The organism is Umezawaea endophytica (assembly GCF_025061645.1).
GTDB classification, from domain to species: Bacteria; Actinomycetota; Actinomycetes; order Mycobacteriales; family Pseudonocardiaceae; genus Umezawaea; species Umezawaea endophytica.
In genome coordinates this window covers 257,579-268,915 of record NZ_JANYMP010000006.1, presented here as the reverse complement: position 1 = coordinate 268,915, position 11,337 = coordinate 257,579, and the positions used below count along the sequence as shown (strand labels likewise).

Here is an 11,337-nt window from a genome sequence, read left to right as displayed (position 1 = left end):
GTGGCGGCGTCGGACCCCGGCGCCGCCACCTCGGCCGGAACGCCTGGTCAGAGCCGTCGGTTCGCGAGCACCGGCAGCGTGCGGCGGGCGTCCTGGACCGCCTCCGCGTCGACGTCCACGACCAGCAGGTCCGGCTCACCCCCGAGACGGCCCACGACGGCGCCCAGCGGACCCACCGCCATGCTGTGCCCGACACCCGTCGGGGCCGTGGTCCCCAGGTCGCCGGGGTCGGCCTGGCCGCAGGCGAGCACCCAGGACGTGCAGTCCAGGGCGCGGGCGCGGACCAGGAGTTCCCACTGCTCCACCTTGCCCGGCCCGGAGCCCCAGGACGCGCCGAGCAGCACCGCCGAGGCGCCCTGGTCGGCCAGCGCGCGGAACAGCTCGGGGAAGCGGATGTCGTAGCAGGTGGCGATGCCCAGCGTCGTGCCGTCGACCTCGACGGTCACCGGCTTGGAACCGGGCGCGACGGTGCTCGACTCCTGGAACCCGAAGGCGTCGAACAGGTGGATCTTGTCGTAGCCGAGGTGCACGTCCGCGCTCGTGACCAGCAGCGTGTTGGTCACCCGGCCGTCCTCGGTCGGGGTGAACATCCCCGCCACCACGACCACGCCGTGCTCAACGGCCATCGCGCGCACGGCCGCGGCCCACGGGCCGTCCAGCGGTTCGGCGACGGGCTTGAGCGACACCCCGAAGCGGCACTGGGTCGCCTCGGGGAACAGGACGACGCGGGCCCCCGCGGCGGCGGCCCGGCGGACGCCGTCGCGCACCAGCTCCAGGTTCGCCGCGGGGTCGGTGGTCGAGCTGATCTGGCAAAGCGCTACGCGCACGGCGTGATCCTCTCTGGTATACAGACAGTATGCAGGTGTCCGGTCGCGAGAAGGCCTACGAGTTCCTCAAGGACACCATTCTGGCCGACCCGGAGATGCAGGGCCGGTTCATCAGCGAACAGGACGTCGCCGACCGCATCGGCGTGTCCCGCACGCCCATCCGCGAGGCGCTGCTGCTGCTCGCCGCCGAGGACCTCGTCCAGCTCGTGCCGAAGAAGGGTGCTTACGTGGCACCGGTTTCCGGGCGCCAGGTGGCCGAGCTGATGGAACTGCGGGGTGTGGTCGAGCGGTTCGCGGCCGAGCGCGTGCTCGAAGCCGGGACCGCGCCCGTGCGGGCCATGCGCGAGGCGATCGAGCGCCAGACCGCGTTGCGGGGCATGGCGGACGCGCGCGAGTTCATCGACGTCGACCGGCAGTTCCACGCGCTCCTGGTGCGGGCGACGGGGAACGAGCTGATGACCAAGGTGTACGAGGGCCTGCGCGCCCGGCAGGTGCGGGCCGGTGTGGTGGCGCTGTTCCGCGCCACCGGCAGGCAGGACGCCGTGCTGCTGGAGCACGAGTCGATCGTGGCCGCCCTGGAGTCCGGGGACGTGGGGGCGGCCACCGCGGCGATCACCGCTCACCTGGAGTCCACGCTCAAGGTGCTGCTCGGGGCCTGATCGACCTCTTCGACCTCCGGGTCGCGCCCGAGGTACAGGCCGGTCAGCGTGACGGCGCAGGCGACGGCGACGTAGACCGCGACCAGCGTCCAGGTGTCGAACGCCGCCAGCAGCGCGGTGAACACCAGCGGCGCGACGGCTCCGCCGATCACGCCGGCGAGGGTGTACGCCAGTGAGCTGCCGGTGTAGCGCAGCCGCGGCGTGAACTGCTCCGAGATGAACGCCGCCTGCGGGCCGTACATGAACGCGTGGAACGCGAGCCCGACCACGATGCCCAGCACCAGGAACAGCCGTGAGCCGGTGTCGATCAGCGGGAAGAAGACGAACGGCCAGACGGCGCCGCAGACGGCCGCGCCCGCGTAGAGGACTCGCCGGTTGACCCGGTCGGACAGCCAGCCCGCCAGCGGCATCAGGAAGAGCTGGAACCCCGACGCGATCAGCACGGCGGTCAGGCCCGCGTTGCGCGGCAGGCCGAGCTGCGTGGTGATGTAGGTGAGCACGAACACGGTGAACAGCGCGTAGAGGACGTCCGGGCCGACGCGGCACAGGACGGCGGCCACCAGTGGCCTGCGCTGGGTGCGGAACACCTCGCTGATCGGCGCGGTCGGCCGGTCGCCGCGCTCCTGGATCGCCTTGAACACCGGCGTCTCCTCCAGCTTCAGCCGGATCCACAGGCCGAACACCACGAGCACCGCCGACAGCAGGAACGCGACCCGCCAGCCCCACGACAGGAACTGGTCCTCGCTGAGCACCGCGCCCAGCAGCGCCAGCACGCCGTTCGCCATCAGGTTCCCCGCGGGCGGCCCGATCTGCGCCGCCGAGGCCCAGAACCCCCGCTGCTTGGGGTTGCCGTACTCGCTGGACAGCAGGACGGCGCCGCCCCACTCGCCTCCGAGGCCGACGCCCTGCGCGAACCGCAGGACGACGAGCAGCACGCCCGCCGCCCCGCCGATGGCCGCGTGCGTGGGCAGCAGGCCGATCAGCATCGTCGCGATGCCGGTGATCAGCAGCGTCGTCACGAGCACGCGCTTGCGGCCCAACTGGTCGCCCAGCCTGCCGAACAGGAACCCGCCCAGCGGCCGGGACAGGTACCCGACGGCGTAGGTGGAGAACGCGAGCAGCGTCGCGGTCAGCGGTTCGGAGCTGGGGAAGAACAGCGGGCCCAGCACCACGGCGGCGGCCACGTTGTAGATGGCGAAGTCGTACCACTCCAGCGCCGTGCCGGAGAGCGACGCGGCGAACGCGCGGATGAGTGCGGGCCTGCGCACATCGGTGGTCTGAGTTGGCGGCATCGTGTAATACTGCCTGTATACAACTCGTATGCGCAAGGAGTGGAATGTCAAATCTGCGTTTCGACCTCCCCGACGGCGCCCAGGTCGCGGTCACCGTCACCACGCTGCTCAACGGCGGCTACGCGGGCCGCAGCCAGGACGACGTGGCCGCCCACGTGCGGGAACTCGCCGAACTGGGCGTGCCCGCCCCGAGCGAGACCCCGAGCCTCTACCCGGTCGCGCCCTACCTCGCGCAGCAGACCGACGACGTGCCGGTGCAGCACGGCCGGACCTCCGGCGAAGCCGAGTGGGCGCTGGTCGTGACCGACGACGACGTGCTGCTCACGGTCGCGTGCGACCACACCGACCGCGCGTTGGAGGTGCACGGGGTGGCGTGGAGCAAGCAGGCCGGGCCGGACGTGCTGGGCCGTGGCGCGTGGCGGCTCTCGGACGTGGCCGAGCGCGTCGACGAGATCGAGCTGACCGCGTGGGCCGACGGCGTCGAGATCCAGGTCGGCACGCTCGCCGAACTGCTCGCCCCTGCCTACTGGGTGGACCTGCTGCGGGCCCGTGACCTGCTCAAGCCCGGCACCGTCCTGCTGTCCGGCACGATCCCGATGCGCGAGGGCGTGAACCAGTTCGCCTCGTCCTGGCGGGTGGAGCTGCGCGACCCCGCGACCGACAACAAGATCGAACTCGCCTACGCGGTGCGCCCGCTGCCCGCCCCGATCGGCTGACGCCGTTCACGGCTACGGACTAGGGTCGGGTGTCGTGCGCTTCCTGTTGCCCCCCGTCCTGCTCGTGGCCGCTGTCGCCGCCTCCGCGTGCACCGGTTCGACCACGCCCAGTGCGGAGGGCACGAACGACAACAGTTCGATCGTCCTCGCCGACGCGACCGAGCCCGCGACGCTGAACCCGTTGCTGGGCTACGGGTCCGAGGGCGTCTCGAAGATCTTCGACGGGCTGGTGGAGCACCGCGCGGACCGCTCGCTCCGGCCGCAGCTCGCCGCCGAGGCGCCCGAACCGGCCGCGGACGGCCTGTCGTGGACGGTGAAGCTGCGCGGCGACGTGAAGTTCACCGACGGCACGGCGTTCGGCGCCGAGGACGTGGTGGCGACCTACCGCGCGCTGCTCGACCCGGCGTCCGGGGCGACGGTGCGGTCGAGGTTCGCGATGCTCTCCGGGGTCGAGCAGCTCGACGCGCAGAACGTGCGGTTCACGCTCTCGAAGCCGTACGCGCCGTTCCCGACCCTGCTGGTGCTCGGGATCCTGCCGAGCGAGGCCCTGGCCGCGGGTGGTCCGCTGGCGGGCAGCGCGGTGAACACCAAGCCCGTCGGCACCGGCCCGTACCGGCTGGCCGAGTGGGTCAAGGGCGAGAAGATGGTCCTGGAGTCGAACCCCGCGCACGTCGAGGGCGATCCCAAGATCAAGAAGGTCACGGTGGTGTTCGTCCCGGACGACAACACCAGGGCCCAGCGGATGGAGAAGGGCGAGTTCGACGGCGCCGACCTGCCGCCGCGGCTGGCCACGAGGTTCGCCCAGGTCAACGGGATGCGGGTGATCGACCACCAGACCGCCGACCTGCGCGCCATCACGCTGCCGACGGCGAACCCGGTGACCGGCGACCCGGCGATGCGGCTCGCCCTCAATTCCGCCGTCAACCGCCAGGGCATGATCGACAACCTGCTGGCGGGCAAGGGCACGTCCGCGAGCACGCCCGTGCCCGCCGCGCTGCCCGAGTTCGTCGACACCGACTCGGCGTTCCGCTACGACAAGGCGCAGGCGGACTTCCTGCTCGACCAGGCGGGCTGGGTCAAGGGCGCGGACGGGCTGCGCTCGCGCGACGGCGTGGCCGCGTCGTTCACCCTCATGTACCCGACCGGCGACGTCGTGCGCAGCGACCTGGCGACGGCGTTCGCGGCCGACGCCAGGGCCGTCGGCGTGGACGTGCAGCTCGCAGGCCTCAGCCGCGAGGCCATCACGCCCCGGCTGGGCAAGGACGCCGTCCTCGGCGGCGAGGGCGACCCGTTCGACCCGGACCAGGCGCTCCACGGGATGCTGCACACCGGTGCCGCGGACAACCCCGGCGGCTACTCGAACCCGGCCGTCGACGCGGCGCTGGACGCGGGCCGCACGCTCCTCGACCCGGCTCAGCGGGTGGCCGCGTACGTGCAGTTCCAGCGCGCGTACCTCGCCGCGCCCGGCCTGGTGACCCTCGCCTTCGTCACGCACACGTACGTGGTGCGCGAGAACTGGAACGGCTACCAGCAGGTCGTCGATCCCTCCGACCACGGCGGCCTGTCGTGGGGACCGTGGTGGAACCTCCAGAAGTGGACGCCGAAGTAGTGGACCTGCGAGCCGTACGCGCCGACACCCCCGCCGCGCTCGACCGGGTCTTCCTGGACAGCGCCGGGTCCTCACTGCCCCCGACGCCCGTCCTGGAGGCCCAGATCGCCCACCTGCGGCGCGAAGCCGAGGTGGGCGGCTACCTGGCCGCGGGCGAGCGGAACGACGACCTCGAAGCCGGGTACGGCGTGCTGGCCGAGCTGCTGGGCGCCTCGCCGGACGAGATCGCCTTCTCCGACAGCGCGACCCGGTCGTGGCTCAGCGCGTTCGACGCCGTGCCGCTCGCCGACGGCGACCGGGTGCTGATCACCGAGGTCGAGTACGCGGGCAACGCCGTGCCGCTGCTGCGCCGCGCCGAGGAGACCGGCGCGGTGATCGAGACCGTGCCGTCCGACGCGCACGGCCAGGTCGACGTGGCGGCGCTGCGCGAGCTGCTGGACGAGCGGGTCAAGCTGGTGTCGCTGGTGCACGTGCCGACCAACGGCGGACTGGTCAACCCGGTCGCCGAGGTCGCCGCCGCCGCGCACGAGGTGGGCGCGCTGGTGCTGCTGGACGCCTGCCAGTCGATCGGCCAGCTCCCCGTCCGGCTGCACGACCTGGGCGTGGACCTGCTGTCCGGCACCGGCCGCAAGTGGCTGCGCGGGCCGCGCGGCACGGGCGTGCTGGCCGTGCGCCGCGAGGTCCTGCACCGGCTGCGGCCCCGGCTGGTCGACCTGCACAGCGGCGAGTGGACGTCGCCGACGACGTACGGGCTGCGCGACGACGCGCGGGTGTTCGAGCTGTGGGAGTGCTCGCTCGCCGCCAAGCTCGGGTTGATCGAGGCCGCCCGGTACGCGCTGCGCGTGGGCGTGGACACCATCGCGGCCGAGGTCGGCGACCGGGCCAAGCGCTTGCGCGCCGGGCTGGCGGCCCTGCCCGGCGTGGACGTCCGCGACCTGGGCGAACAGCAGTGCGGGCTGGTCACGTTCACCGTCGACGGCGTCGCCGCGGCGGACGTGAAGGCCCGGCTGGCCGTCGAGGGCGTGACCGTGACGACCAGTGCCGTCGGGTCGACCAGGATCGACATGGCGAGGCGCGGGCTCGACGAGGTAGTGCGGGCGTCCCCGCACTACTTCGTCTCACCCGAGCAGGTCGACCAGGCGGTCGACGCGGTCAGCAGGTCTGGCCGATGACGCGCGGCACGCAGTCCGCGTAGCCGAGGAACAGGTCCACGGCGGTGTTGTTGCGCGCCACCTGCGTGGCGATCTGGGTGTCGCGCGGGTAGAAGCCGTTGAGCCCCGTCCCGGACTTGGGGTACATCTCGAAGGTGTAGCTCCAGATCTTGTGCGTGGCCCACATCCAGTCGTTGACGCTGCCGTCGGTGATGTAGAGGTCGCTGGACTGCTGCGGCGTGTAGCCGTTCAGCGCGGCCATCTGCCTGCCCAGCGTCCCGAAGGCGTTCGCCTGGTCGGCGTTGAGGCCCGTCGCGGTGTCGTTGTAGGTGTAGCCGTAGGGCCACAGGATCAGCTCGGAGTAGGTGTGCCAGTCGATGTGCGCCTTGATCTGCTGGACGCCGCCGACCACGCGGGAGTTCACGAAGTCCCGCACCCGCTGGGTTTCCGGCGCGGAGAACGCGCTGGGACCGCGGTAGGTCTCGCTCGACCCGGTGCCGCTGGAACCGCCGCAGCAGCCCCACTGGTAGCCCCAGTTGCGGTTCGGGTCGGTGCCGGTGGACGTCGAGTTCGGCTGCCGGTTCTTCCGCCAGCCCCGCAGCGTGCCCGCCGCGATGTCGTACTCGGCGCCGTCCGGGTTCACGCTCGGCACGACCCAGATCTCCCGGCTGTCCACCAGCGCCTTGATCGCGGAGTTGGTGGCGTAGCCGTCGGTGAAGCGCTTGATGATGTGCAGGCACATCTCCACGGTCAGGTGCTCGCGGGCGTGCTGGTTGCAGGTGAACAGCACCTCCGGCTTCGCCTGGTCGACCGCGGGGTTGTTGCTGATCTTCAGCGCGGGCAGGGCCCGGCCCTGGTAGGAGTTGCCGAGCGACGACAGCCGGACCAGGTTCGGGTGGTCGGTGACGGTCTGGTTCAGCTCGGCCGTCATCTCGGCGTAGTTGTGGTAGCCGGTGTAACCCGACGGGAAGTCCATCGTGCCGACCTCGGCGGAGCCGAGCTGGGCCAACTGCTCGTCGGCGTCGCCCTTCGGCTTCACCGCCAGCCCGGTCGCGCGCAGGGCGCGGAGCTGGGAGCGCTCGGCGATCACGGTCAGCTTGTCGCCGTCCATGCCGAGCACGTCGACACCGGTGCGGGCGACCTTCGTGCGGGCCTCCGCGTCGACCGCGGTGACCTCGTAAACGGTGCGCTCGCCCTGGACCGCCGCGGGTTCGGCGGTTCCGGGGGCGGCGGTGGCCATCAGCGCCAGGCACGCCAGCGCGACGAGGCCTCGTCGTTTCGCGAACATGTGCGTCTCCATCTCAGCAGGGGTTTGCGACGGAGTGGTGCTGTTCGAGGGTGGCGCGGTCCCGGATGTCCGGATAGCGCCGTTCGCGGGGATCGCCCTGCTCCGCACCGGGCTGACAGTTGACACAATTCCGCTTCGCCTAGGCTTGGGGTCATGCTCAACCGCACCGACCTGCGAGGCAGTGTCCCGTCACCGGCCGAACTCCGCGCGGTCCTCCCGCGCGCCGAGGTGGACGTGGACGCGGCGCTGCATCAGGTCCGGCCGGTGGTGGAGGCGGTGCGCGACCGCGGGGTCGACGCCGTGCTGGAGTACTCCGAGCGCTTCGACGGGGTCCGCCCCGCTTCGGTGCGCGTGCCCGCGGCCCGGATCGCCGCCGCGCTGGAGGGGCTCGACCCGGCCGTGCGCGCGGCCCTGGAGGAGTCGATCGCGCGGGCCCGCAAGGTGCACGCCGAGCAGCGCCGCACCGACAAGACGGTCCAGGTCGTGCCCGGCGGCACGGTGACCGAGCGCTGGGTGCCGGTCGCCCGCGTCGGCCTGTACGCGCCCGGCGGCCTCGCCGTGTACCCGTCCAGCGTCGTGATGAACGTGGTCCCGGCGCAGGCGGCCGGGGTCGAGGCGATGGTCGTCTGCTCGCCGCCGCAGGCGGAGTTCGACGGCCTGCCGCACCCGACGATCCTCGCCGCCGCCGCGCTGCTCGGCGTGGCCGAGGTGTGGGCCGTCGGCGGTGCGCAGGCCGTGGCGCTGCTGGCGTACGGCGGCGTGGACACCGACGGCGGCGCGCTGGAGCCCGTCGACCTGGTGACCGGGCCGGGCAACCTGTACGTGACGGCCGCGAAGCGGATGCTGCGCGGGCTCGTCGGCATCGACGCCGAGGCGGGCACGACGGAGATCGCGGTCCTCGCGGACTCGACGGCGGACCCCGTGCACGTGGCCGCCGACCTGATCAGCCAGGCCGAGCACGACCCGGCCGCCGCGAGCGTGCTGGTGACGGACTCGGTCGAGCTGGCCGACGCCGTGGACGCCGAGCTGGAGCGCCAGGTGAAGGCGACCAAGCACCACGAGCGCGTGGGGACGGCGTTGCGCGGCAAGCAGTCCGGCACCGTGCTGGTGTCCACAGTGGATGACGGCCTGCTGGTGGTGAACGCCTACGCGGCCGAACACCTGGAGATCCAGACCGCCGACGCGTCCGCCGTCGCGGCGCGGGTCCGGTCCGCGGGCGCCGTCTTCGTCGGCCCGCACTCGCCCGTGTCGCTCGGCGACTACTGCGCGGGCTCCAACCACGTGCTGCCCACCGGCGGCTGCGCGCGGCACTCGTCCGGGCTCTCCGTGCAGACGTTCCTGCGCGGCATCCACGTCGTGGACTACTCCGAGGCCGCTCTGCGCGAGGTGGCCGACCACGTCGTGGCGCTGGCGAACGCCGAAGACCTGCCCGCGCACGGCCAGGCCGTGACGGCGAGGTTCGCGAGGTGAAGCCCATCGGCGAACGCGTGGAGCTGTCCGACCTGCCGCTGCGCGAGGACCTGCGCGGCCGCACGCCGTACGGGGCGCCGCAGCTCGACGTGCCCGTTCGGCTCAACACCAACGAGAACCCGTACCCGCCAACGCCCGAACTGGTCGCGGACGTGGTGGCGGCGGTCGCCGAGATCGCGGGCGAGCTGCACCGCTACCCGGACCGCGACGCGCTGGCGCTGAGGGCCGACCTCGCCGCGTACCTCGCGGCGGCGACCGGCGTGCCGCTGACCGAGCGGAACCTGTGGGCCGCCAACGGGTCAAACGAGATCCTCCAACAGGTCCTCCAGGCGTTCGGCGGCCCCGGCCGCACGGCGCTGGGGTTCGAGCCGTCGTACTCGATGCACCCGATCATCGCGGCGGGCACCCGCACCGAGTGGGCGCCGACGCCCCGGCGGGACGACTTCTCGCTGGACACCGCGCGGGCCGCGGAGATCGTGGCCGAACGGCGCCCGGACGTGGTGTTCGTGACCAGCCCGAACAACCCGACCGGCCAGAGCGTGCCGCCGGAGGAGCTGCGCGAGCTGATCGCGGCGGCGCCCGGCGTGGTCGTGGTCGACGAGGCGTACGCGGAGTTCTCGCCGCGCCGCAGCGCCGCGGAGCTGATCGAGGAGTTCCCGGCGAAGCTGATCGTCAGCCGCACCATGAGCAAGGCGTTCGCCTTCGCGGGCGGCCGCCTCGGCTACCTGGCGGCGGCGCCCGCCGTGGTCGACGCGCTGCTGCTCGTGCGGCTGCCGTACCACCTGTCGGCGCTGACGCAGGCCGCCGCACGGGCGTCGCTGCGGCACGCGGCCGAGACGCTCGGCTCGGTGGCGAAGCTCGCCGCCGAACGCGACCGGGTCGCGGAGTCGTTGGCGGGCTTGGGTTTCCGGGTCGTCGAGAGCGACTCCAACTTCTTGCTGTTCGGCTGGTTCGAGGACGCGCACGCGACGTGGCGGTCCTATTTGGAGCGTGGCGTCCTGATCAGGGACGTCGGCATCGCAGGGCACCTGAGGGTCACCATCGGAACGCCGGAGGAGAACGACGCCTTCCTCGCGGCGAGCAAGGAGGTACGTCGGTGAGTCGGGTCGGCAAGGTGGAACGCGCCACCAGTGAATCGTCGGTGTACGTCGAGATCGACCTCGACGGCACCGGCCAGGTCGAGATCGACACCGGGGTGCCGTTCTACGACCACATGCTCACCGCGTTCGGTGTGCACGGCAGCTTCGACCTCAAGGTCCGCGCGACCGGCGACGTCCAGATCGACGCCCACCACACCGTCGAGGACGTCGCCATCGTGCTCGGCCAGGCGCTGCGCGACGCGTTGGGGGACAAGAAGGGCATCCGCCGCTTCGGCGACTGCTGGATCCCGATGGACGAGACCCTCGCGCACGCGGCGGTCGACGTCTCCGGCCGCCCGTTCTGCGTGCACACCGGCGAACCGGAGCAGTTCAACGCCTTCACGATCGGCGGCAACTACCCGTTCGTGCTGAACCGGCACGTGTTCGACTCGCTCGCGTTCCACTCGCAGATCGCGCTGCACGTCCGCGTCGAGTACGGCCGCGACCCGCACCACATCACCGAGGCCCAGTTCAAGGCCATCGCACGGGCCCTGCGCGCGGCCGTCGAACCGGACCCGCGGGTGGCGGGCGTGCCGTCCACCAAGGGCGTCCTGTAATGCCGAAGGAGTACGTCGCCATCGGGCTGCTGGCCCTCGCGGGTTTCCTGCTCGGTGGCGTGTACAGCACGTGGAAGACGGCGAAGGCCGTGGCGGTCGTGCTGATCGTGTTCGCGGTCGTCGCCGTCGGCGGCGCGGTGGCCTGGATCCTCTAGGGCTCCAGCAGGTCGACCTCCGCCAGCAGCGCCTCGGCGTTCGCGACCAGGAAGTCGCGCAGCTCGGGCGGGCGGAGGTCGATCTCGGAGACGGCGGTCAGGGCGATCACGTCCGTCTCGAACCCGCCCCTGGTCGGGTCGCCGTGCTCCGCACCGGTCCGCGCGTCGGGGTCGATGGTGAGCAGCCGGGCCAGGTGGAAGTGCGCGATCCGGAGCCCCTCGGCCGTCGGATCGCTGGTCAGGAACACCTGCTCGCCGATGACGGCCGTCGCCCCGACCTCTTCGAGGACCTCGCGCGCCGCGGTGGCCCGCCGGTCGACGTCCTCGGGTTCCACACCGCCACCGGCGGTCGTCCAGTAGACGGGCCGGTCCGGCTTGGTCCTCCTGACCAGCACCAGCCTGTCCTGGTCGTCGATCAGCACCGCGCGAACGGAACGGCGGGCGATCGGCGCTCGTGACGTCACGGGTCCATCG

At 72.2% G+C, this 11,337-nt stretch carries 12 protein-coding genes; 8 read left to right on the top strand and 4 right to left on the bottom strand.

Features of this window, described 5'->3' with window-relative positions:
* Positions 1 to 47: 47 nt before the first annotated feature.
* A complete protein-coding gene (locus tag NZH93_RS15740; protein ID WP_259623810.1) occupies positions 48 to 827 on the bottom strand; it encodes a carbon-nitrogen hydrolase family protein in 780 nt (259 codons plus the stop codon).
* Positions 828 to 856: 29 nt separating this feature from the next.
* Here NZH93_RS15740 and NZH93_RS15735 point away from each other — a divergent pair, with 29 nt between their 5' ends.
* Entirely contained in the window at positions 857 to 1,486 is a 630-nt protein-coding gene (locus NZH93_RS15735; protein ID WP_259623809.1) for a GntR family transcriptional regulator, read from the top strand.
* Here the strand turns inward: NZH93_RS15735 and NZH93_RS15730 are convergent.
* On the bottom strand, positions 1,447 to 2,778 hold the full coding sequence (locus NZH93_RS15730) for an MFS transporter (protein ID WP_259623808.1): 1,332 nt from the start codon (positions 2,776 to 2,778) through the stop codon (positions 1,447 to 1,449). The genes NZH93_RS15735 and NZH93_RS15730 overlap by 40 nt on opposite strands.
* 44 nt (positions 2,779 to 2,822) lie before the next feature.
* Between NZH93_RS15730 and NZH93_RS15725 the strand changes: the two genes are divergently transcribed.
* Genes NZH93_RS15725 through NZH93_RS15715 form a run of 3 tightly spaced genes read left to right on the top strand, consistent with a single transcriptional unit; the run spans position 2,823 to position 6,275 of the window.
* A complete protein-coding gene (locus NZH93_RS15725; RefSeq protein ID WP_259623807.1) occupies positions 2,823 to 3,494 on the top strand; it encodes a DUF2848 domain-containing protein in 672 nt (223 codons plus the stop codon).
* Between the two features lie 34 nt (positions 3,495 to 3,528).
* Positions 3,529 to 5,103: an ABC transporter substrate-binding protein gene (locus NZH93_RS15720; protein WP_259623806.1), complete on the top strand. Its 1,575-nt coding sequence runs from the start codon at positions 3,529 to 3,531 to the stop codon at positions 5,101 to 5,103.
* Positions 5,088 to 6,275: an aminotransferase class V-fold PLP-dependent enzyme gene (locus NZH93_RS15715; RefSeq protein ID WP_259623805.1), complete on the top strand. Its 1,188-nt coding sequence runs from the start codon at positions 5,088 to 5,090 to the stop codon at positions 6,273 to 6,275. Before NZH93_RS15720 ends, NZH93_RS15715 begins: the two co-directional genes overlap by 16 nt.
* Here the strand turns inward: NZH93_RS15715 and NZH93_RS15710 are convergent.
* Complete coding sequence (locus NZH93_RS15710) at positions 6,256 to 7,542, bottom strand: M14 family metallopeptidase (protein WP_259623804.1); 1,287 nt, start codon at positions 7,540 to 7,542, stop codon at positions 6,256 to 6,258. The two genes, NZH93_RS15715 and NZH93_RS15710, sit on opposite strands and share 20 nt — an antisense overlap.
* Before the next feature lie 153 nt (positions 7,543 to 7,695).
* Between NZH93_RS15710 and hisD the strand changes: the two genes are divergently transcribed.
* From hisD to NZH93_RS15690, 4 genes are read left to right on the top strand one after another with little or no spacing between them, the layout of a single operon-like run.
* Complete coding sequence (gene hisD / locus NZH93_RS15705; RefSeq protein ID WP_259623803.1) at positions 7,696 to 9,012, top strand: histidinol dehydrogenase; 1,317 nt, start codon at positions 7,696 to 7,698, stop codon at positions 9,010 to 9,012.
* Positions 9,009 to 10,112 carry a histidinol-phosphate transaminase gene (locus NZH93_RS15700; protein ID WP_259623802.1) on the top strand — a complete coding sequence of 368 codons (1,104 nt, stop codon included), beginning with the start codon at positions 9,009 to 9,011 and terminating at the stop codon, positions 10,110 to 10,112. The genes hisD and NZH93_RS15700 overlap by 4 nt, the downstream gene beginning before the upstream one ends.
* Positions 10,109 to 10,708, top strand: coding sequence for an imidazoleglycerol-phosphate dehydratase HisB (hisB, locus tag NZH93_RS15695; protein ID WP_259623801.1), 600 nt, complete (start codon positions 10,109 to 10,111; stop codon positions 10,706 to 10,708). The genes NZH93_RS15700 and hisB overlap by 4 nt, the downstream gene beginning before the upstream one ends.
* Complete coding sequence (locus NZH93_RS15690) at positions 10,708 to 10,863, top strand: CG2302 family histidine operon protein (RefSeq protein ID WP_259623800.1); 156 nt, start codon at positions 10,708 to 10,710, stop codon at positions 10,861 to 10,863. Before hisB ends, NZH93_RS15690 begins: the two co-directional genes overlap by 1 nt.
* Here the strand turns inward: NZH93_RS15690 and NZH93_RS15685 are convergent.
* A complete protein-coding gene (locus tag NZH93_RS15685) occupies positions 10,860 to 11,327 on the bottom strand; it encodes an NUDIX domain-containing protein (protein ID WP_259623799.1) in 468 nt (155 codons plus the stop codon). The genes NZH93_RS15690 and NZH93_RS15685 overlap by 4 nt on opposite strands.
* Positions 11,328 to 11,337: the final 10 nt, after the last annotated feature.

Coding starts and splice junctions, on each gene's coding strand:
- hisD (WP_259623803.1), top strand. CDS start 7,696: ATGCTCAACCGCACCGACCTGCGAGGCAGTGTCCCGTCACCGGCCGAA.
- NZH93_RS15710 (WP_259623804.1), bottom strand. CDS start 7,542: ATGTTCGCGAAACGACGAGGCCTCGTCGCGCTGGCGTGCCTGGCGCTG.
- NZH93_RS15735 (WP_259623809.1), top strand. CDS start 857: ATGCAGGTGTCCGGTCGCGAGAAGGCCTACGAGTTCCTCAAGGACACC.
- NZH93_RS15690 (WP_259623800.1), top strand. CDS start 10,708: ATGCCGAAGGAGTACGTCGCCATCGGGCTGCTGGCCCTCGCGGGTTTC.
- NZH93_RS15725 (WP_259623807.1), top strand. CDS start 2,823: ATGTCAAATCTGCGTTTCGACCTCCCCGACGGCGCCCAGGTCGCGGTC.
- NZH93_RS15730 (WP_259623808.1), bottom strand. CDS start 2,778: ATGCCGCCAACTCAGACCACCGATGTGCGCAGGCCCGCACTCATCCGC.